Below are 24,608 nucleotides of genomic sequence, written 5' to 3' on the forward strand. Positions count from 1 at the left end.
CGCCAGCACATGAACCACAGGGAGGACGACATGCTTGCCGCGCCCAGATTGCACGACGAACCAATGTCCGGTCTCGCCGACCGGTCGCTCCTGCGCAGCTTTGCATATGTCGGTGGCCGCTGGGTTGCGGCACGCTCCGGCGAGTCGCTCCCGGTCATCGATCCGGCTACCGGCGCCGAAATCGGTCGGGTCGCGAACCTCTCGGCCTCGGAAAGCCGCGCTGCGGTTGATGCCGCTGATGCAGCTTTCCCGGAGTGGGCCGCAATGCTGCCACAGGCCCGCTCGGCCCTCCTCCGGCGCTGGTTCAAGCTCATGCGCGAGGCGCGCGAGGATCTGGCGCTGATCCTCACCTGCGAGCAGGGCAAGCCGCTCTCGGAGTCGCTCGGCGAGATCGACTATGCGGCCTCCTTCCTCGAATTCTATGCCGAGGAGGCCAAGCGGCCGAACATCGAGAGCGTGACCTCGCATCTGCCCGGCGCCGAAATGGAACTCTGGCGCGAGCCGGTGGGCGTTGCTGCACTCATCACGCCGTGGAACTTCCCGTCGGCGATGCTCACCCGCAAGACCGCCGCGGCCCTTGCCGCCGGCTGCACCGTGGTGGCACATCCCTCGGCCGAAACGCCCTTCTCCGCGCTCGCACTTGCCGAGCTTGCGGAACGCGCCGGCCTGCCCGCGGGTGTCTTCAATGTGGTGACCGGCGAGGCCCCGGTAATCGTCGCGCCCTGGACCGAAGACACGAGGGTCCGGGCGCTCTCCTTCACCGGCTCGACCGAAATCGGCAAGCTGCTCTACCGCCAGTCCGCCGACACGGTGAAGCGCCTCGTGCTGGAGCTCGGCGGCCACGCACCCTTCCTCGTCTTCGCCGAGGCCGATCTCGACCGCGCTGTCGACGAGGCGGTGAAGGCCAAATTCGCGACCACCGGTCAGGACTGCCTCGGGGCCAACCGCTTCCTCGTTGAGCGCCCGGTCTACGACGAATTCTGCGCCCGTTTCGCAGAGCGCGTGAAGGCGCTGACCCTCGGCCCCGGCATCGAGGACCGCGATCTCGGGCCGCTGATGAATGCGAAGGCCGTGGCGAAACAGGAAGAGCAGGTCGCGGATGCGACCCGTCGCGGGGCGAAGCTGCTGACCGGTGGGCGCACCTCGCCGCTGGGGCCGCTCTTCTACGAGCCAACGGTTCTGGTCGACGTGCCTGAGGATGCGCTGATCTTCAACGAGGAGACCTTCGGCCCGGTGGCTGCTATCGCGCCCTTCGAAACCGAGGAAGAGGCCGTCGCTCGCGCCAATGACACCGAATACGGGCTTGTCGCCTACGTCCACAGCCAGGATCCACGGCGGATCTATCGCCTGAGCCGGGCGCTCCAGTTCGGCATGGTGGCGGTCAACCGCACCAAGGTCACCGGCGCGCCGATCCCCTTTGGCGGCATGAAACAGTCGGGCGTTGCCCGGGAAGGCGCGCGCCACGGGCTCGAGGCATTCACCGACATCAAGTATGTCTGCCGGGACTGGGCCTGAGATGGATGCGCCCGCACGTCGAAGGTATTCATTTGGGCGGAAACCCTGTCGGGCAGTGATCGGGCCTCGCCAACAGGCGAGTAATTCCCCCTTTCACGGCTGCAGGCCGTGCCCGCCTCGGGGCAACCGCAAAGGCGGCTGCCCGTCCGGCACCGGACACGCGGGGGCCCTCGCGGCTCCCCAAGCGGTGCCTCCACGTAGAATTCAAGATGAGGACAGGATCATGCTGACCAACGACCAACTCGCCCAGTGGGACCGGGAAAACTTCTTCCACCCTTCGACCCACCTTGCCCAGCACGCGCGTGGCGAGACGCCGAGCCGCATCATCACCGGCGGCAAGGGTGTCTTCATCGAGGATCGCGACGGAAAGCAGCTGCTTGACGCGTTCGCCGGGCTCTACTGCGTGAACGTGGGCTACGGCCGCCCCGAGATCGCGCAGGCCATCGCCGACCAGGCGAGGGAACTCGCCTATTACCACGCCTATGTCGGGCACGGCACCGAGGCCTCGATCACACTCGCGAAGATGATTCTCGACCGCGCCCCCAAGGGCATGAGCAAGGTCTACTTCGGCCTCTCCGGTTCGGATGCCAACGAGACCAACGTGAAGCTCGTCTGGTACTACAACAACATCCTTGGCCGCCCGGAAAAGAAGAAGATCATCTCGCGCTGGCGCGGCTATCACGGGTCGGGCCTTATGACCGGCTCGCTGACCGGGCTCGAGCTCTTCCACAAGAAGTTTGACCTGCCGCTCGCCCAGGTTGTTCACACCGAGGCGCCCTACTACTATCGCCGCGAAGACCTCTCGATGAGCGAGGCGGATTTCGTCGCACATTGCGCGGCCGAGCTCGAGGCGCTTATCTCGCGCGAAGGTGCCGACACCATCGCGGCCTTCATCGGCGAGCCCGCGCTCGGAACCGGCGGGCTGGTGCCGCCGCCTGCGGGCTACTGGGAAGCGATCCAGGCAGTGCTCGCGAAGCACGACATCCTGCTCATCGCCGACGAGGTGGTGACGGGCTTCGGGCGGCTTGGCACGATGATGGGCTCGGATCACTACGGTCTGCGCCCCGACATCATCACCATCGCGAAGGGGCTCACCTCCGCATACGCGCCGCTCTCGGGCTCGATCGTCGGCGACAGGGTCTGGAAGGTGCTGGAGCAGGGCACGGACGAGTTCGGCGCAATCGGTCATGGCTGGACCTATTCGGCCCATCCGATCGGTGCGGCGGCCGGGGTCGCGAACCTCAAGCTGGTGGACGAGCTCGGCCTCGTGAAGAATGCCGGCGAGACAGGAGCCTACCTAAAGAAGGCGATGACGGAGGCGATCGGCGATCATCCTAATGTCGGCGACATCCGCGGCGAGGGCCTGCTCTGCGCAGTCGAGTTCGTCGCCGAGCGCGACGGGCGCGTCTATTTCGATGCCGCCGAGAAGGTGGGCGCGCGGGTCGCCGCGGCCCTGCTTGCCGAGGGAGTGATCGCGCGCGCGATGCCGCAAGGTGACATTATCGGCTTCGCCCCTCCGCTCTGCATCACACCCGCCGAGGTGGACCGGGTAACCGCCGCCATGGCAAGCGCCGTGAAATCCGTGCTCGGCTGACGCAGGCCGATTGCAGCATTCCGGCTTGACTGCTGGCCCGCTCCCCCAAAGGGGGCGGGCCGGTGTCGTTTCAGTGCCGCAAGCCATGGCCTGCGCCGCGCGGACGGGATAGTTTGCCGCTCCGGATGGGAACGGGGAGGCGCGACGGATGGTCAAGATACTGGCGGTCGATGACGACCCGGACGTGCGCGATATCGTCCGCTACGAGATTGAGCAGCAAGGCTGGGAGGTCGAGGAGGCCGACAGCGGCGCGGGCCTTCGCGAGGCATTGAAGCGCATCGTCCCCGACATCATCCTGCTCGATATCCGGCTGCCCGACGAGGACGGGCTCTCGATCGCCCAGCGCCTCCGCGCGAATTCGCCCATCCCCATCATCATGCTGACCGGGCTCGGCTCCGACGTGGACCGGATCGTCGGGCTCGAGGTGGGCGCGGACGACTATGTCGTCAAACCCTTCAATCCCCGTGAATTGATGGCGCGGATCAAGGCGGTGCTGCGCCGGACCGGCACCAGGACCACGCCGCGCGCGAGCGCAGGTGCGGCGGCAAGCCCGCTCGACCATGACTGTCGCCGCTTCGGCGGCTGGTTCATCGACCTGACGGCACGAGTGCTCGAAAATCCCGGGGGGGAGACGGTTTCGCTTACCAATGCCGAATTCCTGCTGCTCGAGGCCTTCGTGAAGGCGCCGCGCTGCATACTGAGCCGCGATCAGCTCCTGGACAAGACGCGAGCACACGGCGCCGACGTCTTCGACCGGACCATCGACGTGCTGATCCTGCGCCTGCGACGCAAGATCGAGGCCAACCCCGGCGCGCCGCGCCTGATCCGGACCGAGCGCGGCGCGGGCTATGTGCTCGATGCGGAGGTGGAAAGCCTCTGAGGTGTCGCCTCCAGGCGGGCGCGCACGGCCTGAAGCAGATGCTCCTCGCTGACGGGCTTCTGGAGCAGGGCAGCGCGGTCGATGCCCGCCTGCCCCGGCTCGGCCGAGGTGAAGAGCACCGGGAGATCCGGGCGGCGGGCACGTGCCGCGCGGGCAAGACCCGCTCCATCAAGAGCGCCGGGCATCACCACATCGGTATAGAGCAGACGGATCTCCGGCGTGCCGTCAAGGATCTCGAGCGCGCTCGCGGCATCGTCGGCGCAGAGCACACGGTAGCCATGGCGGGCAAGCTGGCTGGAAGTGATCTCCAGAAGGTCGAGATCATCGTCGACAACAAGGATGGTCTCGCCTGCCGATGAAGCTTCGGGCCGGGGGATCTCCCGCAGCGGCGGGGCGACGGGATGCGGAGCCGGCACGGTTTCCGCAAGCGGCAGGCACAGAGTGATGGTGGTGCCCTTTCCCGGCCGACTGTCGATGGTGACCGAGCCCCCCGACTGCTTGACGAAGCCGTAGACCATGCTGAGCCCGAGCCCGCTGCCCTTGCCCACGGGCTTGGTGGTGAAGAAGGGCTCGAAGACCTGCTCGCGTACCTCGGGCGTCATGCCTTCGCCCGTATCACTCACCGCAATGTCGATGAAGCCGCCCACGGCAGGCCGGGTCGAGAAGACGATGCGTCCGTGTCCCTCCATCGCGTCACGCGCATTGATGGCAAGGTTCATCAGCGCGGTCTCGAGCTGGCCCGGATCGATATGGACAGCCGGCAGCCCCTCGGCGAGATCTGTGACAAGCTCGACACCCGAGCCGAGGCTGTAATCGAGCAGGTCGGTCATGCCCGCGACCAGAGCATTGGCATCGACAACCTCCGGCGTCAGCTTCTGGCGGCGGGAGAAGGCCAGCAGGCGCTCGACCTGCCCCGCGGCGCGCTCGGCCGCACCCAGTGCCTTGCGCGTGCGGCCGAGCAGGGCGGGATTATCCTCAAGCTCGCGCTCGAGAATGAAGAGATTGCCGAGGATCACTGCCAGAATATTGTTGAAATCATGCGCAATACCGCCGGTAAGTTGGCCAACTGTCTCCATCTTCTGGGCCTGACGGAGCTGACTTTCCGTGGCGCGCTGCTCGGTGATGTCCATATGAATGGTAACGAATCCTCCGCGCGGGATCGGGTTTGAGCGAAGCTCGATCACGCGCCCGCCCGGCAGCTGCATCTCGAAGCGCTGGGTGAGATGGAGGCGGCTGCGCGACATTTCCTCGAAACCGGCGAGTGCCCCACCGGGCAACACGATCCGCGCACCGCGTGCGCCGAGCGTGCGGTTGATCTCGTCGAGCGGAATGCCGACCGGCACGTCATCGCTCGTGAAGCCGTAAAGCGCGAGATATTGCGGGTTCCAGGCGATCAGGCGGCGCTCAGCGTCAAAGACCGAGAAGCCGTCATTCATGTTGTCGAAGGTCGCAAGCAGGAGGCTCGACTTTTCGGCGAGCTCGCGGTCGAGCACATCCATGCGGAAGGCGTTGTCGCGGAAGACGGTGAACGCGCGGGCGAGCGCCCCGATCTCGTCGCGGCGCTCGACCCCGGGCACCGCGGCCCCGCGCTCGCCGCGGGCAAGCCGGGTCATCGCGTCGGTCACGCCCGCGAGATTGCGGCCGAGCGGACGAATGACGAAGACGTAGGACAACGCGCTTGCAAGCAGGATCACGCCCGCCCCGATCGCGATGAACTGGCCCGTGCGCGAGACGATCGCCGCCCGCAGGCTCTCGGTCACGCCGAGGATCGCGCGGTTGGCGTCGAGCACCAGTGCATCGACCCCCGCCTTGAGCCCGGCGGCCTCGCCCCGGCTCGCATCGAGCGCGCCAGCTGCTGCCGCGAGGCTCGCAAGCTCGGCGCGGCGCAGGGCAAACAGCCCCTCGGTCCCTGTCTGGCGATCAATGAGGCCGAGAGCGGCGCGGAACTCGGCACGCAGGCTCTCGGGAATCTCCTCCGCAACCCGGGCCAGTTCGCGCGCGCTGCGGCCGTAATGCGCCTCGATCTGCGCCAGCGCGCCCGGCGCCGCGCTTCGCGCCGACACAAGGTCGCCCGCCACGCTGTCGGTCAGGCGCTCGGCGGTCAGGAGTGGCGCCTGGCTCCGCACCGCAGCACGGGTGATTGCAGGATCGGTTTCGCCCGCCCCGGCAGTGATTGCGGCGATGGCAAGGATCGAGGGTCCGATGAGCTGACGCACGCGATCCTGCCCGGCACGGAGACGAAGCTCTTCGGCGGCAATCTCGGCGGCAAGGGCGGACCGCCGCTCGAGCTGGGCGCTTAGTGCTCCGAGGCTCGCGGCAAGCGCATCGGCCCGGCCGGCGATCCCCTCCACCGCCTCGCCGGGCATGGAGGTGCGCAGCGCATCGAGCTGGCGGTCGAAGGCCGCGAGATCGGCGGCGATCGCGGCCTGTTCCCCCGCCCTTGCCGGCCCCTCGGAGGCCGCCATCAGGCTTGCACCCCGCTGCTGGAGCCGTTCGCCGATCCGCGCAAGGCCGAGGGCGGCGCGCACCGCCGGAATATCCTCGCCGGTCACGGTCTCGACCCGGGTGCTGATATCCTCGAGCGCACGGAGGGCCGCGAAGCTCGCGATCATGACCGCAAGGGCAGCGAGGCCGAAAATGAGAAGGAGCCGCCGCTGGATGCCGGTCGGCCAGAGCCGGGCCATCACGGCGCTGTCTCCCCGAGGCCCATTGCCTCACGGTAGTGACGGGCCTGCGCATCGCGGCCCAGGCGGTCGGTGATCTGTTCCCACTGGATCGCGGCATCGGCAAGCGCCGTGGCGGGGGCCACCTCGCCCGCCAGTATCCGGCCAAGCTGGGTATCGAGCGCGTCCATATAGGCCGGATAGCCCGGCAGGCGCAGATCGCGGGCGGCTTCGGGTGCGGCAAGGCTCTGGCGCAGGACGGCGAGATAGCGGGCGGAGGCATCCTTGCCCATCACCGCCTGCCAAAGCGGGCCATCCTCGAGCTGCGACGTGCGATAGGGATTGAAGCCCGAAGCGCCGTCGGTGACATCGCGATCGGCGTGCTCCGGTGCCGCGAGCCAGGCGATGTAATCCCAGGCGGCCTTCGGATCGCGCGCGCTGAGCGGCACGGCCGCGAGCCAACCGCCGAAGGCGAGGAACGGCACCTCGCGGACTGTCGAGAGCGTCTCCCAGGTGCGCGTGCGGCCGTTCCAGCTTTCGCGGGATCCGGGAAGGGCGAAGAAGCCCACCTGCCCGGCCACAGCGGAGTTTTCGGGATCGGCCGCCAGCACGCCGATGTCGGACCAGTCGATCGCCATCGCAGCCTCGCCGGCGGCGAAGCGACGGCGCACATCGTGACTCGCGATGGCGAGGGAATCGGGCGGACCCAGACGCGCCGCCGCGAGATACTCGTCAAGCGCGCGTTGCCAGGCCGGGTTGTCGATGGCAGGCGTCATCGTCACCGGATCGAAGAAGAGCGTGCCGGGCTCGCCGGGGTGCGTCGCATAGGCCGCGGCATGACCGATGAGGGACCAGAGCCGCTGGCCGCCGGCAGCATGGGCCTCGAGGGTGCCTGCCAGCGGCTTGCCATCCGGCCCGGGCCGCCCCTCGAAAAATGCAGCGATGGCAAGGTAGTCCTCCCAGCTCCGAGGCGGTTCAAGCGCCCGACCCGTCGCAGCATGAAACGCCGCGCGCATTGCGGGATCCTCGAAGAGATCCCGGCGGTAGGCTCCGATCAGCAGGTCGCCGTCAATGGTCACCGCCATCGTCCTGCCCTGCCACCGCATGAGCGCATCGCGATAGATCGGATGGATGCCGCGGACCAGGTCGCTTTCGGCAAGAGCCTCGGGCACCGGCGCGAGATAGGGCGCGAAATCCGGTAGCCAGGCCGAGGGGATGAGCAGCACGTCGGCTTCCGAGAGACCGGTCACGAAGCCCACCATGATCTCGCCGTAAAGGCTCGCGAAGGGCCGCCGGATGACCTCGACGGCAATGCCGGTCTCCCGCGCAAAACTCTCGCCGTAGCGCGCTGCCGGGCCGCCGATTGGTGCGCCGTCGCGGGTCACGACCCGAAGGGATTCCGCACTGGCTGCGCCGGAGAACAGCCCGAATGTTACAAATATTACAGCGGCGCGGGCGAGGAGCGACATATCCCGTTCATCTGCCTGATATCCAAGAGACCCAGCGAAGCATGACACAGAACATGCAAAGGAGGAAATCGTGGCTATCCTGACAAATGACATGGTTGCGCTCGGCACGAGCGTTGCAACGAAGGCCGAGGCTATCGCCAAGGCCGTCGAACTTCTTGCCGCCGCCGGCAAGATCGATCCGCGCTACGGCGACAGCATGCTCGGCCGCGAGAAGGTCGCAAATACCTTCCTCGGCAACGGCATCGCCATTCCGCACGGCCTGCCGAAAGACCGCGAGATGATCCGCGATACCGCGATCGCGGTGGTGCAGATCCCCGGCGGCGTCGACTGGGGCCAGGGCAACACCGCCCGCCTTGTGGTCGGCATCGCCGCGAAATCGGACGAGCATCTGGAAATTCTCTCGAACCTCACGGACGTTCTCGGCGACGCGGAGGAAGCCGAAAGGCTCGCCACGACCCCCGATGCCGCTGTCATCGTCGCCAAGCTCACCGGGACCGAGCAGCCCGCCACCGCTTCAAGCGGCTCCGGGCTCGACGAATTCGCAAACGGATTCGATGCGGTGATCGAAGGGGCGCACGGGCTCCATGCCCGACCCGCGACGGCGCTGGTCGAACTTTCCAAGGGCTTTGCCTCCGAGATCCGGGTGAGCCATGGCGGCACGGTCGCCAATGCAAAGAGCCTGATCTCGCTCCTAAAGCTCGGCGCTGCGGGCGGGGCGACGATCCGCGTGAGCGCGGACGGCGCCGATGCCGATGCCGCCCTCGCCGCCCTCAAGGCTGCCATTGCCGAAGGGCTTGAGGACGAGGGCGAAGCCGCTGCCGAAGCCGGCGCAGCTGCCCCCGCGGGCGGCGCACCGGCCTACGATTATGCCGGGCAGACTGTCACCGGCATCTCCTCCTCCCCGGGCATGGCGATTGCGCCGATCTTCCAGTTCGCCCGCGAACACATTGTCTTCCAGCCCGACGCCGCCGACCCTGCGCTTGAACTGGAGCGGCTCGACCAGGCTCTGCACGCGGCATTCCGCCAGCTCGACGAGCTTTACGACGAGGTCTGGAAGAAATCCGGCCCCGCGAAGGCCGGGATCTTCCGTGCGCATCAGGAATTCCTCGAGGATCCCGAGATGATCGAGGCGGCGCACACCCTCATTCGCAAGGGCCGGAGCGCGGCCTATGGCTGGGAGCAGGCCTATAGCGAACGCGCCGACATTCTCGCGGGCATGAAGGATCCGGTGCTTGCGGGCCGCGCGGTCGACCTGCGCGATGCCGGCCGCCGGGTTCTGCGCCAGCTTGCAGGCGTCGAGAAGGACGCGAGCGCGCTGCCGACCGCTCCCTGCATCCTGGTCGCCGATGATCTCACGCCCTCCGACACCGCGCAGCTCGATCCGCGGCTCGTTCAGGGCCTCTGCACCGCTGGCGGCGGCCCGACCTCGCATACCTCGATCATCGCCCGCTCGCTCGACATCCCGGCCGTGGTCGGCGCAGGCGCGGGCGTGCTCGAACTCGTCGAGGGAACACCCGCGCTCCTCGACGGCAGCTATGGCCTGCTAGTGACCAACCCGACCGAGGGCGATCTTGAGCATGCCCGTGCCGCAATCGTCGATCTCAAGGCCCGTCGCGAGGCAGAACAGCGCGACTGCTATAAGCCCGCGCTCACCACGGACGGCAGCCGCATCGAGGTCGTCGCCAACATCAGTGATCTCGCGGAAGCCGAAGCGGCAGTGAACGCCGGCGGCGAGGGCGTTGGCCTCCTCCGCACCGAATTCCTCTTTGTCCATCGCGATGCAGCCCCGAGCGAGGAAGAGCAGATCGAGATCTACTCGGGCATGCTCAAGGCCATGAACGGCCTGCCGATCATCATCCGCACCCTCGATGTCGGTGGCGACAAGGCGATACCCTACCTGCGCATGCCGGTGGAGGAGAACCCGTTCCTGGGCGAACGTGGCATCCGCTTCTGTCTCAGCCATGAAGCGATCTTCCGCACTCAGCTTCGCGCGATCTACCGCGCCTCGGCAAACGGGCCGGTCCGGATCATGTTCCCGATGATCTCGATGGTCCACGAGCTAGACGCTGCCCTGCGGATCGCCGAGGAAGTCCGGGCCGAGGTCGGGGCCGAAAAGGTTGAGATGGGCATCATGATCGAGATCCCCTCTGCGGTGATGATGGCGCCCGAGCTTGCCAGCAAGGTGGATTTCTTCTCGATCGGCACCAACGACCTTACGCAATACGCGCTCGCCATGGACCGGATGCATCCGGTGCTCGCCAAGCAGGCCGACGGCATGCATCCGGCCGTGCTGCGGCTCATCGAGCGCACGGTTGCGGCGGCCGACGCGGCAGGGATCTGGGTGGGCGCCTGCGGCGGCATCGCGGCCGATCCGGTCGGCGTGAGCGTGCTGACCGGGCTTGGCGTCAAGGAGCTCAGCGTCTCGATCCCCTCGATCGCGGCGGTGAAGGCCCAGCTGCGCGAGCAGTCGATGGCGTCGAACAAGGCGCTTGCGAAGCGCGCTCTCGCCTGTTCCGACGCCGCCGCCGTGCGCGCGCTGCGCTGAGGAGGTGGAAATGAGCGGCAAACCCAGGATCGCAACCGTCTCGCTCAATTCGGCGGTCGACCAGACGGTGACCGTGCGCGGCTTCGCCGTCGATACGGTCAACCGGGTGAGCGAGGCGCGGGTGGACGCGGGCGGCAAGGGCGTGAACGTCGCCTCCTTCCTCGCGCATTTCGGCCATGAAGTGGTCGTCACCGGTCTGCTCGGACGCGACAACGAAGCGCTGTTCGCGCAGCACTTCGAAGCTGCAGGCGTGGTGGACGCCTGCCTGCGCGTGGCTGGCGCCACACGGACCAACGTGAAGATCGTCGATCCCGACAACAACACGGTGACCGACCTGAACTTCCCGGGCATCCGGACCGCCGACGCCGATCTCGCGGCCATCCGCGAGCGGCTCGAGGTGGTCGCGGCAGGCGGGATCGACTGGCTGGTGCTCGCGGGCAGCCTGCCCGAAGGCATGCCCGTCACCGCCTATGCCGATCTCATCGCCTGGGCGAAGGGCCGCGGCATCCGCGTGGCTCTCGACACCAGCGGTGCGCCTTTCGGTCCGGCTGTGCTGGCCGGGCCGGATATCATCAAGCCCAATATTGCCGAACTGCGCGAGCTCACCAGCCAGCCGCTGGAGGATCATGACGCAGTGATCGCCGCAGCCCGGCGGCTCAACGCCCGCGGTATCAGCATGGTCGCCGTGTCGATGGGGGCCGAGGGCGCGATCCTTGTCACGCCCGAGGCGGCGGTCCTTGCCCGGCCGCCGCGCGTGCCGGTCGCAAGCACGGTGGGGGCGGGCGACGCGATGGTCGCAGGCCTCGTCCATGCCGCAACGCTCGGCCTGCCGCTCGCGGAGGCCGCACCGCTCGCAACCGCCTTCTCGCTCGGCGCGCTCGGCGAGATCGGCCCGCGCCTGCCCGAAACAGCAAAGATAGAGGCTCTCGCCCGCCAGGTCGGTGTCACCGAACTCTGCGAACCGGCGAAGAGCCCCAGAACGGAGGAAACCCAATGACACGAATCGTCGCCGTCACCGCCTGCCCGACCGGCGTCGCGCACACCTATCTCGCCGCCGAGGCCCTCGAGGCCACCGGGCGCAAGATGGGCCATGAAATCCGCGTCGAGCGCCAGAGCGCCGAGGGGACGAGCCAAGCGCTGACCGAGGCCGAGATCGCCGCAGCAGATCTCGTCATCATCGCCGCCGACATCCACGTGGCGCTCGATCGCTTCGACGGCAAGCCGGTCCGTCGCGTCTCGACGAGCCGCGCGATCCGCGAGACGGACGAGGTCATCGAGGCCGCGCTGGAAGCCGCCGGCCTTGCCGAAGCTCCGAAGGCCGCCCCCGTGCCCACGGCTTCGGCGACAGCCCACGCTACCCCAGCGGAGGCCCCCTCGAGCAAACCGATGAAGATCGTCGCGATCACCTCCTGCCCGACCGGCATCGCGCATACCTTCATGGCCGCCGATGCGCTGAAGAAAGCGGCGACGAAGCGCGGCTACGAGATTCATGTCGAGACGCAGGGCTCGGTCGGCGCCAAGACGCCGCTCACCGATCAGCAGATCGCCGAAGCCGATCTCGTGGTGATCGCGGCCGACACCCATGTCGATGACAGCCGCTTCACGGGCAAGAAGATCTACAAGTCCGGCGTCGGCGAGGCGGTGAAGCGCGCCGACCAGCTGCTGACCGAGGCCATCGCAGGCGGCGAGATCCTCGGGGGCGGCGGAGCCAAGGGCAGTGGCGACTACATGAGCTCGGTCGCAAAGGCCAAGGCCTCACGCAAGGCCAAGCAGAGCGGCCCCTACCAGCACCTGCTGACGGGCGTCTCCTACATGCTGCCGCTTGTCGTCGCAGGCGGTCTGCTGATCGCGCTCTCCTTCGTCTTCGGCATCAAGGCCTTCGAGCAGGAAGGCACGCTCCCGGCCGCGCTGATGGCGATCGGCGGAGGGGCCGCGTTCCAGCTCATGGTTCCGGTGCTCGCCGGTTACATCGCCTATTCGATCGCCGACCGGCCCGGCCTCACCCCCGGCCTCATCGGCGGCATGCTCGCAGTAAACCTCAACGCGGGCTTCCTCGGCGGCATCGTCGCAGGCTTCCTTGCGGGCTATGTCGCCCGGTGGTTGCGCGACCACATCAACTTGCCGACCAACCTCGAGGGGCTGAAGCCCGTCCTGATCCTGCCGCTGCTCTCGACACTCGTCGTTGGTCTGGTGATGGTCTACATCGTCGGTGAACCGGTTGCGGCGCTGATGGCGGCGATGACGACCTTCCTCCAGGGTCTCGGCACCACCAATGCCGTGCTGCTCGGCCTCATCCTCGGCGGCATGATGGCTGTCGACATGGGCGGCCCGATCAACAAGGCAGCCTACACCTTCGCGGTGGGCCTGCTGACCTCCGACACCTATGCGCCGATGGCCGCGGTGATGGCGGCCGGCATGACCCCGCCGCTCGGCCTTGCCATTGCCACGATGGTCGCGAAGAACCGCTTCACCATCGAGGAGCGCGAAGCGGGGAAGGCCGCCTTCGTACTCGGGCTCTCCTTCATCACCGAGGGCGCGATCCCCTTTGCCGCGAAGGACCCGGCCCGGGTGATCCCCTCGATCATCGTCGGCTCGGCCGTAACCGGCGCCCTCTCGATGATGTTCGGCTGCGGGCTCGTCGCCCCCCATGGCGGGATCTTCGTCCTCGCCATCCCGAATGCGGTGATCAACCTCGGGATGTATGCCGTCTCGATCGCCGTCGGAACGCTCGTCACGACTGTCCTGCTGGTGGCGCTGAAAAAGCCTGTCGAGGTTGAAGCGCTCGCCTGACCGGCACCCCAGCCGCCCCGGCGGTTCATCGTGACACCGCGTGCACACGCGCCTCGGGTCTCCCTGCCCGGGGCGCGTGTCGCGTTCGGGGGCGCGATTGCCCCGCTCGGCCTCGGAGAGGCTGGCGGCGTTAGCGCTTAGTGCCTATGCTGGAGGCGGCGGTCAGCGAGGCCGCTCCAGTTCCGGTGTACCGTCTTGCCGCAGTTGACCTGGGCTCTCCCGACACCGCTGCCGAAGCTGCGCCCCCGCGTGGCATTTCGGACCAGCCTTGCGGTGCTCGCGAGCCTCCTGCTGCTCGGGCTCAACCTCACCGGCGCACCGGCGGCACGTGCGAGCGAGACGCTCGTATTACGACAAGATTCGAGCGAGCCCCCCGGACGACGGCAGCAGAAACGCTTCCTGCTCATCTATGCCGCGCACAGCATGCTCGCGGCCAACCGGGAAGCAACCGATGGCGTGAAACAGGTTCTCGATGCCGCATTCGGCTCGGATTATGAGGCCTACAGCGAGTATCGCGACGCCTTCCGCTTTCCCGGTGACGCCGCAGACGAGAACTTCACCAACCAGATCACCGCGCGTTACAGTGGCCTGACCTTCGATGCGATCTTCGCCTTCGGCAACACGGCCTACGAGTTCCTGCGCGCGCATCGCGACGAATTCGCACCCGGCGTGCCGGTGATCTTCGGCGGTGTCGGCACGGATGCGATTGCAGGCGAAACCTTGCCTCCGGACATTCACGGCATCACCAGCTCCCATGCGATTGCAGGCACGCTCGCCTTTGCCCGCGCCCTCCAGCCCGAGGCGACGCATGTGGTGATCCTGACCGGATCGGGCCGGATCGACCGCAACTGGCAGGCACTCGCCCGCCGCCAGTTCGCCGGAGAGACCGAACTTTCGATCGACTATGTCTCTGGCCTGACGCTCCCGGGGTTCGAGGACCTCGCCGCCAGCCTGTCTCCGGATACCATTGTCATCATCCTCTCCGTCTTCGAGGATGCCAACGGCCAGACATTTGCGCCGGTCAACGCCGCCAGCATGATCGCAAAACGATCGTCTGCCCCGGTTTATGCCGTCTACGACACCCATGTTGGCGGTGGCGTCGTCGGCGGCAGCGTGGAACGCTTCGAGGCGATCGGAACCGCGATGGCCGAACTTGCGCTGCGCGTCCTCTCGGGCGCGGCGGAGCCCGCCACCGTCGAGCTCATGGCCGAAACCCCGGTCGTCGACTGGCGCCAGCTGATGCGCTTCGGGCTCGACCCGGACCGCCTGCCGCCGGGCACCGAGATCCTTTTCCACGATCCCTCTGCCTGGGAACGCTACCGGATCCAGATCCTGCTCGCGGTCACGGTGATCCTGATGCAGTCGGGCACGATCGCGGCGCTCGTCGTGCAGGACAGGCGGCGGCGCAGCGCGCAGCGGGAAGCCTCTGCCCGGCGGCTTGAGCTCGCCCATGTCTCCCGCGTTGCCCAGCTTGGCGAGCTTTCGGGCGCGCTCGCACACGAGCTGAACCAGCCCCTCACCTCGATCCTTGCCAATGCCGAGGCCGGCGCGATGCTCGCGAAGGCCTCGGCACCCGATCTCGAGGAAATCACCGCAATTCTCGAGGATATCGCCGAGGACGACCGGCGCGCCGCAGGGATCATCTGCGAACTGCGCCGCCTGATGGAAAAGGGCGAGAACGAGTTCACGCTCGTCGATCTCAACGCCGTGGTGAGCTCCGCGATCACGCTCGCCCGCAGCGAGCTCATCCTGCGCGGCGTGCAGATCCAGGCGCGGAAGGCCGGCGACGAGCTAATGGTGCACGGCAATCGCGCGCAGCTCGAGCAGGTGCTGCTCAATCTGATGATGAATGCTGCCGATGCGATGGCCGACCAGCCCGCCGAAAGCCGGCAGATGGTGGTCACGACCCGACTCCGCCCCGACGGCTGGCGCGAACTCTCGGTGCGCGACCACGGCCCCGGCCTGGCGCCCGGTCTCGGACCCGACCCGTTCCGGCCCTTCGTCACGACAAAATCACACGGTCTGGGGCTCGGCCTCTCCATCTGCCGCACAATCGCGCAGTCCCATGGCGGGCGGCTTGGTTTCGATCCCGGCGCGATTGACGGCGCCCGGGTCATTCTGGCGCTTCCAGCGCCGCAGAAGGCATTTCAGACAGGCATTCGAGAGAGGGCATCCGGACCATGACGACGACAACGATCGAACCAGAGGATCGGGCAGAGGATCGTATGACAGGACCGGTCCTGCACCTCGTCGATGATGATCCGGCGGTGCGGCGCGCACTGGCCCGGCTGCTCGCTGCGGCCGGATATCGCAGCGAGGGCCATGGCAGCGCCGAGGAATTCCTCGCCCGCCACAATCCCGCCATACCCGGCTGCGTCATCGTCGACCTCTGCCTGCCCGGCTCCGACGGGCTCGACCTGCAGGCCCGGCTTGCCGCAGCCCCTTCCGCGCCACCACTGATCTTCCTGACCGGGCAGGGTGATCTCGGCGCAGGCGTCCGTGCGATGAAGGGCGGCGCGGTCGATTTCCTCACCAAGCCGGTCGAGGCCGAAGCCCTGCTCGCCGCCGTCGGCGATGCGCTCGCGCGCGACCGCGACGCGCGGGCCGCATGTGCCGCGCAGTCCAGCTTCGAGGACCGCTTCGGTCTGCTCACGCCGCGGGAACGCGAAGTGCTCGACGGTGTCGTCGCCGGGCAGCTCAGCAAGCAGATTGCTGCCGAGCTCGGCGTCGCGGAGAAAACGGTCAAGGTCCATCGCGGCCGACTGATGCAGAAGATGCAGGCCCGCACCATCGCCGATCTCGTGCGCCAGGTCGTGACCCACCGCGGCTGACGCAGCGGCGGCCCGGGCATTGGACCTGAGGCCAACTGTCGCGCGAGCGCCGCGCAGGCTAGGTTCACGGGATGGAAATCCAGTCCCGTCTCGTTGCAATCGTCGATGATGACGCGAGCGTCTGCCGCGCGCTGTCGCGCGTCGTGAGGTCGCTCGGGTTTAGTACGGCGGTCTACGCTTCGGGCGAGGCCCTGCTCGGCGACGCCGCCGGGATGCCGCTCGATCATGTGCTACTCGACCTTCACCTGCCGGGCCTGCGTGGCACCGACCTGCTGCAGGCCCTCCGGTTGTGCAGCGCGGCGACGCAGATCGTGGTGATGACCGGCCTCGACAGACCCGGCGCTCGCCAGGCCTGCCTCGCGGCCGGAGCGGTGGCCTATATCCTGAAACCCGTCCAGCGCGTTGAACTCGAACGGCTTCTCGCGGCCAGCCCGCCAGGCTGAGGCCCGCGATTTCCGCGGTGTAGGTACTAGGTCCAACTTCACGGAGTGCATCGGCGTCGCGCAAGCTGGCACCACGGGTCGACGCAACCGGGCCGGAGCTGATCCGCTTGTGCGGCGCGGCCCCGATCCGGTCGGTGCGGCGTCCAGACACACCCGGCCACATCGTGCGACGGGTCAATCGAAGGAAGGGGAGCGGATCCCGTGACAGCCTTGAAGCCGACCTGCAGCGATCTCTCGAGGATCCGGCACCGGCTCTGTCCCGCCCCCCGTTTCATGCCGGAGAACATCTGATGAAGAAACTACTGCTTGTCACCGCGCTGGTCGTCTGGCCCGCCGGAGCCGTCTTCGCCCAGGAGGCGAGCGGTGCGGAGGCGGCCGGATCGAAGCCCAACATCCTGCTCATCGTCTCCGATGATACCGGATGGGGCGACCTCGGGCCCTACCTCGGCGGCGAAGGACGCGGCATGCAGACGCCGAACTTCGACAAGCTCGCCGAAGAGGGCATGGTCTTCACCAATTTCTACGGCCAGCCGTCCTGCACGCCGGGCCGCGCCGCGATCCAGACCGGCCGCATCCCGAACCGTTCGGGCATGACCACGGTAGCCTTCCAGGGCCAGGGTGGCGGTCTTCCCCATGCGGAATGGACGCTGGCCTCGGTTCTCAAGGAAGCAGGTTACAAGACCTACTTCACCGGCAAGTGGCACCTCGGCGAGAGCGACTACGCGCTCCCGAACGCCCAAGGCTACGACGTGATGAAGTATGCCTTCCTCTATCACCTCAACGCCTACACCTACACCGATCCGAAATGGTTCCCGGACATGAGCCCGGAACTGCTTGACATGTTCCAGAAGGTGACAAAGGGTGCGCTCTCCGGCAATGCCGGCGAAGAGGCCAAGGAAGACTTCAAGGTCAACGGCGAATACGTTGACACGCCGGAACAGGGCCTCGTGGGCATTCCCTTCCTCGACAAGTATGTCGAACAGGCGGCGGTCGAGTTCCTCGAAGATGCCGCAAAGGACACGAGCACCCCGTTCTTCATCAACGTCAACTTCATGAAGAACCACCAGCCGAACATGCCGGCGCCGGAATTCGAGCACAAGTCGATCTCGAAGACCAAGTATGCCGACTCGGTCGTCGAGCTCGACACGCGCGTGGGCAACGTCCTGACCAAGCTTGACGATCTCGGCCTCGCCGACAGCACCGTCGTCTTCTACACCGTCGACAACGGCGCCTGGCAGGACGTCTACCCGGATGCGGGCTACACCCCCTTCCGCGGCACCAAGGGCACCGTCCGCGAAGGCGGCAACCGGGTTCCCAGCATGGTGCGCTGGCCGGGCCATGTGGCCGGCGGCTCCAAGAGCGACGACATCCTCGGCGGTCTCGACCTGATGGCGACCTTCGCCGCGCTGGCGGGCGAGGAACTCCCGAAGAACGACCGCGAAGGCGAGCCGATCGTCTTCGACAGCTACGACATGACCCCGGTCTGGACTGGCGCCGGCCCGTCCGAGCGCAATAGCTGGTTCTACTTCACCGAAGACGAACTCTCCCCCGGAGCGGCCCGCGTGGGTCATTACAAGTATGTCTTCAACCTGCGCGGCGATGACGGGCAGCCGACCGGTGGTCTGGCGGTCGACACCAACCTCGGCTGGAAGGGCGCGTCGTCCTACGTCGCGACAGTGCCGCAGGTCTTCGACCTGCTGCAGGATCCGCAGGAACGCTACGACATCTTCATGACCAACTTCACCGAACACACCTGGACGCTGGTTTCGGCGAACGAAGCGATCTCGAACCTCATGAAAACCTACGTCCAATATCCGCCGCGCAAGCTGCAGAGCGAGAGCTATACTGGACCGATCACCCTCTCGAACTACGAGAAGTTCCAGTGGGTGCGGGAACAGATGTCGAAGGACGGTGTCAACATCGGCATGCCCACCGGCAACTGATCCGGCCTGAACAATCGGCGGGAGCCCCTCGCCCCCGCCGACACCGCCGGGCCCTTGAGGGCCCGGCGCTGCCTTTTCCGCCCGTCACTCCCGGAGGTTCTGATGACAATGGACAGTCCAGCCCACGCCCTCGCAGCGCCGATTGCCGCGCTCGCGATGAGCTTCGCGGCCGCCGCGCCGCTCCATGCCGACCCGCTTCCGTCCTGGAACGACACCGATGCCAAGGCCGCGATCATCGCCTTCGTCGAGAGCGTGACTGATCCCGAGAGCGACGACTTCGTGCCCGAGGCGGCGCGCATCGCCGTCTTCGACAATGACGGCACGCTCTGGAGCGAGCAGCCGGCCTATTTCCAGGCGCTCTACGCCATCGACATGGTGGAGGAGAAGGCGAAGTCCGATCCCTCGATCCTCACCTCCCCGCCGCTCAAGGCCGCGGCGGAAGGCGACATGCAGGGTGTGATGGCCGGCGGCGAACAGGGGCTCATCGAGGTCCTCGACGTTTCGCATGCCAACATCAGCGTGGCGGATTTCGACGCGAGCGCCAGGGAATGGCTCACCACCACGAAACACCCGACCTCGGGCCTCACCTATGCCGGCATGACCTTCCAGCCGATGGTCGAGCTGCTGAGCTACCTGCGCGACGAGGAGTTCACCACCTATATCGTCTCCGGCGGCGGCGTAGATTTCATCCGCTCGGTCTCGGAAGAGGCCTACAATATCCCGCCGGCCCAGGTGGTCGGCTCCGAGGGCACGACGAAATACGTCTTCGAGGACGGCAAGGCCAGCCTGATGAAGGAAGGCGGCATCACCTTCATCGACGACAAGGCGGGCAAGCCCGTGGGCATCAACCGCGTCATCGGCACCCGCCCGATCTTTGCCGCCGGCAATTCCGACGGCGACTACGAGATGCTGCAATATGTCACCACCGCCGAGGGCCCGCATTTCGGCCTTCTGGTGCACCACACCGACGCGAAGCGCGAGTTCGCCTATGACCGTGACAGCCATATCGGCAAGCTCGACAAGGGGCTCGACGACGCGCAGGCCAATGGCTGGCTCCTCGTCGACATGGAGAAGGACTGGGGCAAGATCTGGACCGGCAACCAGTAAGAGCGTGCCTCACGGCGCGCGGCGCGCCGCCCGTCACTTCGGACAGTAGATGACGCGCAGCGCCGAGAGGAGCGCCTCGACCCGTGGATCGCTGATCCGATAATGCAGCACCTGCCCGTCACGCCGCGCCGTCACCAGCCTGTCGGCGCGGAGCCGTGCCAGATGCTGGGAAAGGGCTGACTGGCTGAGGCCGACCGCCTCGCTCAGCGCCCCCACCGACATCTCCCCAGCTCCCGCCAGATGGCAGAGCGCCAGCAGCCGTTTTTCGTTTGCAAGCAGGCGGAGGGCTGTGCTCACCTCGCCCGCATGGGCCTCGAGGCCTTCATCCGGATCCGTCGCCATCGGCACCTCGCGTTTTATGTATTGATAAATTAGAATATGATAATATATATGTCAAGCGGCGACGCCGGGCACGAATCCCTGCCAGGATGCCGCCCGTTCCGCTTCGACAGACAGATGGAGGTTCACATGTCGCTCGACCGTTCCGTTCTTGCTTTCGCCGGGGTCATGGTACTGGTTTCCGTGCTGCTCACGGCATTCGTCTCTCCGCTCTTCGTCTGGTTCACGGTCTTCATCGGCCTCAACATGTTCCAGTCAGCCTTCACGGGCTTCTGCCCGGCGGCGATGGCGTTCCGGAAACTCGGCGTCAAGCCCGGCACGGCGTTCTGACCATGCGCTGGCTCGCCCTTGCCCTTGGTCTCGCCGCCAGCGCCCCGGCGGTGGCGGAGACCGTCACCATCGCGCCCGAAACCGTCACCGAATGGAAGGCGGTCTACGGCACCGTCTCGCCGCGCAACGACGTGCCGGCCCGCGCCCGCATCGGTGGCGTGGTGGAGGAACTGCTCGTGACGGAAGGCGACGCGGTCTCGGCAGGCCAGCGCATCGCCACCGTGCATGACGAAAAGATCGGTTTCCAGATCGCGGCCTATGACGCGCAGATCGCCGCGCTCAAGGCGCAGCTCGCCACCGCCGAAACCGATCTCGAGCGCGGCCAGAGCCTGATCCAGCGCGGTGTCGTCACCGCCCAGCAGCTCGACCAGCTCCGCACCGCGGTGGACGTGACCCGCGGCCAGCTCGCCGCGGCAGAGGCAAGCCGCAATGTCGTGGTGCAGCAGGGCCAGGAGGGCGACGTGATCGCGCCGGCGGCCGGGCGGGTGCTGACCGTGCCGGTAACCCGCGGCGCGGTCATTCTCGCCGGCGAGCCCGTGGCAACCATTGGATCCGGCGGATTTTTCCTCCGCCTCGCGGTGCCCGAGCGCCATGCCGCCATGCTGAAACAGGGGGCGGCGATCCGCATCGGCACCGCCGACGGTCACCAGGAGGGCCGGCTTGCCAAGCTCTATCCCGAGATCAAGGGCGGGCGGGTGACGGCGGATGTCGAGGTCACGGACCTGCCTGACGCCTTCGTCAATGCCCGCATTCCCGTCGAACTGCCGGTCGGCGAACGCCCGGCGATCCTCGTACCCGCCACCGCGGTCGAGACCCGCTCGGGCATCGATTTCGTCACCGTGACCGAAGCCGGCACGGAGGTCGCACGGGCGGTCGTGCTCGGTGAGCCCGACGGCGACCGCGTCGAGGTGCTGACCGGGCTTGCCGCCGGAGATGAGCTCGTTCTGCCATGACACCCTTCGATTCCAGTGACACGCCGAGGCTCGGGCTCGCGGGCGCGCTGACGCGGGCGATGATCACCTCGCCGCTGACGCCGCTCTTCCTGATTGCCGCCTTCGTCTTCGGCCTGCTCGCCCTCGTCTCGCTTCCCCGCGAGGAGGAGCCGCAGATCTCCGTGCCCATGGTCGACATCATCGTGCCGGCCCAAGGGCTCCGGGCCGAGGATGCGGTCAAGCTCGTGACTGAACCGCTCGAGACCATCGTGAAGGGGATCGACGGCGTCGAGCATATCTATTCCCAGTCCTATGACGACAAGGTCATGGTCACCGCCCGCTTCGAGGTCGGGACCTCGTCCGATTCCGCGATCCTGCGCGTGCACGAGAAGCTCCGGGCCAACATGGACCGTATTCCGGTCGGCATCCCCGAGCCGCTGATCGTCGGGCGCGGCATCGACGACGTGGCCATCCTCTCGCTCACGCTCGCGCCAAGGCCCGAGGCGGCGGGCCGGATCAGCGCGAACGATCTCACCCGCATCGCGCGCGAGCTGCGCTCGGAGGTCGCGAAGGTGGAGAATGTCGGCCTCACCTATCTCGTCGGGGAGACCGGCGAAATGCTCCGGATCGCGCCCGATCCCGACCGGCTTGCGCTCTACGGCGTCACCCTCCAGCAGCTCGCGGGCAAGGTCCAGGGCGCGAACCGCGCCTTCCCCGCCGGGCTCGTGCGCAATGGCGGCGAGGAAGTCGCGATGATCGCAGGCGAGACCCTGCGCACGCCCGAGGCCATCGGCAACCTGCTCGTCACCACCCGCGACGGCCGTCCGGTATATGTCCGCGACGTGGCCGATGTGGGCTTCTCGACCGAAAGCGGCGCGCTCATGGTCTCGACCCTCTCGGCGGACGGCGGCGGCCGGGCGCCGGCGGTGACACTTGCCATCGCGAAGCGCGCAGGCGCCAACGCGGTTACGGTGGCCGATGCGATCCTCGAGCGGGTCGCGAGCCTCGAGGGCCGCCTCGTCCCCGGCGACATCGCCATCGAGGTCACGCGCAACTACGGCGAGACCGCCAACGAGAAGGCCAACGAACTGCTCTACCACCTCGGCCTCGCGACGGTCTCCATCGTCGGGCTGGTGGTCATCGCCATCGGCTGGCGCGAAGGTATCGTCGTGGCCGTGGTCATTCCGGTCACGATCCTGCTCACGCTCTTTGCGTCCTGGCTCATGGGCTACACGCTCAACCGCGTCTCGCTCTTCGCGCTCATCTTCTCGATCGGCATCCTCGTCGACGACGCGATCGTGGTGATCGAGAATATCGCCCGGCACTGGGCGATGGGGGGCAAGGACCGCCGCCAGGCCGCGATCGAGGCGGTGGCGGAGGTCGGCAACCCCACCATCGTCGCCACGCTCACGGTGGTGGCGGCACTGCTCCCGATGCTCTTCGTCTCCGGCATGATGGGCCCCTACATGAGCCCGATCCCGGCCAATGCCTCGGCCGCGATGGTCTTCTCCTTCTTCGTCGCGGTCACGGCAACGCCCTGGCTCATGCTGCGCATTGCGGGCCGGGCCCCCGTCCACGCCGCGGCGGACCACGGCCAGGCGGGCGGCGGCGCCCTCGGGCGCGCCTATCGCGCCGTGGCAACACCACTCCTCGCCAGCAAGGCGCGAAGCTGGATCTTCCTTGCGGTCGTGGGCGTGCTCACCCTCGGCTCGCTCTCGCTCTTCTACACCAGGCACGTGACGGTGAAGCTGCTGCCCTTCGACAACAAGTCGGAGCTCCAGGTGGTGATCGATCTCCCGGAAGGCGCCTCGCTCGAGGCGACGGACGCCGTCGCGCAGGCGGTCGCACGCGAGGTGCTGGCCCTGCCGGAGGTGCATTCGGCGCAGGTCCATGCCGGCACCGCCGCCCCCTTCAACTTCAACGGCCTCGTGCGGCACGCCTATCTGCGCGCGAGCCCCGAGATGGGCGATGTCGCGATCAACCTCGTGCCGAAGGGAGAGCGCGAACGGGCGAGCCACGCCATCGCACTCGACATCCGCCAGCGCATCAGGGAGATCGCCGTTCCGCCGGGCACCTCGATGAAGGTGGTCGAGCCGCCGCCGGGCCCGCCGGTCATGGCGACCCTTCTCGCCGAGATCTATGGCCCCGACGCCGAAACCCGGCGCGCGGTGGCTGCGCGGGTCGAGGCGGCGTTCCGCTCCGTGCCCTACATCGTGGATGTGGACAATTCCTTCGGCGAGCCCGCGCGTCGGCTGCGGGCCATGATCTCGACCGATGATGCGGAGTTCTACGGCGTGCAGGAATCGGATGTCTTCGACACGTTCGCCATCCTCGGCGGCGGCGAGACCGTGGGCTATTCGCACCGCGGCGGCGGGCGCCACCCGATTCCGATCCGCATCGAGCGGCCCGCGGGCGACAAGACGCTCGACGAGCGCTTCCTCACCACGCCGATCCCCGCCAATGTCCTGCCCGGCGATCGCGGCGTCGTCGAGCTCGGCGATGTAGTGCATGTGAACGAGGAGCGCGCCTCCTTTCCAGTCTTCCGCCACAACAGCCGCTCGGCCGAAATGGTGACGGCCGAACTCGCGGGCGATTTCGAGGCGCCGCTCTACGGCATGCTCGCGGTAGAGAAGGCGCTCGACGCACAGGACTGGACGGACCTCCCGAAACCGGTGATCCGCCTCCACGGCCAGCCCGAGGACGAAAGCCAGCCGACGCTGCTCTGGGACGGCGAATGGGAGGTGACCTGGGTCACCTTCCGCGACATGGGCGCCGCCTTCGCCGTGGCACTGCTCGCCATCTACATTCTCGTCGTCGCGCAGTTCCACTCGTTCCGGGTGCCGCTCGTGATCCTCACCCCGATCCCGCTCACCTTCATCGGCATCCTTGGCGGCCACTGGCTCTTCGGCGCGCCGTTCACGGCGACCTCCATGATCGGCTTCATCGCGCTGGCGGGCATCATCGTGCGAAACTCGATCCTGCTCGTCGATTTCATCCGCCACGGCGGGCGGCCCGATCACACCCTGACCGAGACGCTGATCGAGGCGGGCGCCATCCGCTTCAAGCCGATCCTGCTCACCGCGCTCGCGGCGATGATCGGGGCGGCGGTGATCCTCAGCGATCCGATCTTCCAGGGCCTCGCGATCTCGCTCCTCTTCGGGCTCGCCTCCTCGACGCTGCTGACCGTGCTGGTGATCCCGGCGATCTACCGGGTGCTGCGCACCTGA

Annotated in this window: 17 protein-coding genes; 14 read left to right on the top strand and 3 right to left on the bottom strand. The window is 67.3% G+C overall.

Going from position 1 to position 24,608, the window contains the following annotated elements; genetic code table 11:
• Window positions 1-30 precede the first annotated feature (30 nt).
• From ACF66B_RS10390 to ACF66B_RS10400, 3 genes are all read left to right on the top strand, one after another.
• Window positions 31-1,515 (top strand): NAD-dependent succinate-semialdehyde dehydrogenase, encoded by a 1,485-nt coding sequence (locus tag ACF66B_RS10390; RefSeq protein ID WP_111431902.1) that lies wholly within the window; start codon window positions 31-33, stop codon window positions 1,513-1,515.
• 223 nt (window positions 1,516-1,738) lie between these two features.
• Window positions 1,739-3,109, top strand: a complete 1,371-nt coding sequence (locus ACF66B_RS10395) for an aspartate aminotransferase family protein (RefSeq protein WP_111431903.1) — start codon at window positions 1,739-1,741, stop codon at window positions 3,107-3,109.
• A 148-nt stretch (window positions 3,110-3,257) separates the two neighbouring features.
• Window positions 3,258-3,989: a response regulator gene (locus ACF66B_RS10400; RefSeq protein WP_111431904.1), complete on the top strand. Its 732-nt coding sequence runs from the start codon at window positions 3,258-3,260 to the stop codon at window positions 3,987-3,989.
• Here ACF66B_RS10400 and ACF66B_RS10405 read toward each other — a convergent pair.
• Together ACF66B_RS10405 and ACF66B_RS10410 are read right to left on the bottom strand one after the other, a co-directional pair.
• On the bottom strand, window positions 3,956-6,673 hold the full coding sequence (locus tag ACF66B_RS10405; RefSeq protein ID WP_111431905.1) for a PAS-domain containing protein: 2,718 nt from the start codon (window positions 6,671-6,673) through the stop codon (window positions 3,956-3,958). The genes ACF66B_RS10400 and ACF66B_RS10405 overlap by 34 nt on opposite strands.
• On the bottom strand, window positions 6,673-8,121 hold the full coding sequence (locus ACF66B_RS10410; protein WP_111431906.1) for an extracellular solute-binding protein: 1,449 nt from the start codon (window positions 8,119-8,121) through the stop codon (window positions 6,673-6,675). Before ACF66B_RS10410 ends, ACF66B_RS10405 begins: the two co-directional genes overlap by 1 nt.
• A gap of 70 nt (window positions 8,122-8,191) precedes the next feature.
• Between ACF66B_RS10410 and ptsP the strand changes: the two genes are divergently transcribed.
• The 8 genes from ptsP to ACF66B_RS10450 all read left to right on the top strand — a co-directional run bounded on the left by ptsP (window position 8,192) and on the right by ACF66B_RS10450 (window position 19,780).
• Complete coding sequence (gene ptsP / locus ACF66B_RS10415) at window positions 8,192-10,666, top strand: phosphoenolpyruvate--protein phosphotransferase (protein WP_111431907.1); 2,475 nt, start codon at window positions 8,192-8,194, stop codon at window positions 10,664-10,666.
• 10 nt (window positions 10,667-10,676) lie between these two features.
• A complete protein-coding gene (gene pfkB, locus ACF66B_RS10420; RefSeq protein ID WP_111431908.1) occupies window positions 10,677-11,663 on the top strand; it encodes a 1-phosphofructokinase in 987 nt (328 codons plus the stop codon).
• On the top strand, window positions 11,660-13,456 hold the full coding sequence (locus ACF66B_RS10425; protein WP_111431909.1) for a PTS fructose-like transporter subunit IIB: 1,797 nt from the start codon (window positions 11,660-11,662) through the stop codon (window positions 13,454-13,456). The genes pfkB and ACF66B_RS10425 overlap by 4 nt, the downstream gene beginning before the upstream one ends.
• A 249-nt stretch (window positions 13,457-13,705) precedes the next feature.
• Window positions 13,706-15,640: an ATP-binding protein gene (locus ACF66B_RS10430; RefSeq protein ID WP_111431910.1), complete on the top strand. Its 1,935-nt coding sequence runs from the start codon at window positions 13,706-13,708 to the stop codon at window positions 15,638-15,640.
• A 41-nt stretch (window positions 15,641-15,681) separates the two neighbouring features.
• On the top strand, window positions 15,682-16,287 hold the full coding sequence (locus tag ACF66B_RS10435) for a response regulator transcription factor (protein WP_111431911.1): 606 nt from the start codon (window positions 15,682-15,684) through the stop codon (window positions 16,285-16,287).
• Window positions 16,288-16,358: 71 nt separating this feature from the next.
• A complete protein-coding gene (locus tag ACF66B_RS10440) occupies window positions 16,359-16,730 on the top strand; it encodes a response regulator (RefSeq protein WP_111431912.1) in 372 nt (123 codons plus the stop codon).
• A gap of 290 nt (window positions 16,731-17,020) precedes the next feature.
• Window positions 17,021-18,673 (top strand): arylsulfatase, encoded by a 1,653-nt coding sequence (locus ACF66B_RS10445; protein WP_111431913.1) that lies wholly within the window; start codon window positions 17,021-17,023, stop codon window positions 18,671-18,673.
• Window positions 18,674-18,781: 108 nt separating this feature from the next.
• On the top strand, window positions 18,782-19,780 hold the full coding sequence (locus ACF66B_RS10450) for an HAD family hydrolase (RefSeq protein WP_392664856.1): 999 nt from the start codon (window positions 18,782-18,784) through the stop codon (window positions 19,778-19,780).
• A gap of 33 nt (window positions 19,781-19,813) precedes the next feature.
• Here the strand turns inward: ACF66B_RS10450 and ACF66B_RS10455 are convergent, their stop codons facing one another.
• A complete protein-coding gene (locus tag ACF66B_RS10455) occupies window positions 19,814-20,122 on the bottom strand; it encodes a metalloregulator ArsR/SmtB family transcription factor (protein ID WP_111431914.1) in 309 nt (102 codons plus the stop codon).
• Window positions 20,123-20,248: 126 nt separating this feature from the next.
• On the opposite strand from ACF66B_RS10455, the gene ACF66B_RS10460 reads away from it, so the two are divergent.
• From ACF66B_RS10460 to ACF66B_RS10470, 3 genes are read left to right on the top strand one after another with little or no spacing between them, the layout of a single operon-like run.
• Entirely contained in the window at window positions 20,249-20,449 is a 201-nt protein-coding gene (locus tag ACF66B_RS10460) for a DUF2892 domain-containing protein (protein ID WP_111431915.1), read from the top strand.
• Between the two features lie 2 nt (window positions 20,450-20,451).
• On the top strand, window positions 20,452-21,402 hold the full coding sequence (locus ACF66B_RS10465; protein ID WP_111431916.1) for an efflux RND transporter periplasmic adaptor subunit: 951 nt from the start codon (window positions 20,452-20,454) through the stop codon (window positions 21,400-21,402).
• Window positions 21,399-24,608, top strand: a complete 3,210-nt coding sequence (locus ACF66B_RS10470) for an efflux RND transporter permease subunit (RefSeq protein ID WP_111431917.1) — start codon at window positions 21,399-21,401, stop codon at window positions 24,606-24,608. Before ACF66B_RS10465 ends, ACF66B_RS10470 begins: the two co-directional genes overlap by 4 nt.

The organism is Amaricoccus sp. B4 (genome assembly GCF_043226085.1).
In the GTDB taxonomy this organism is placed as follows: Bacteria; Pseudomonadota; Alphaproteobacteria; order Rhodobacterales; family Rhodobacteraceae; genus Amaricoccus.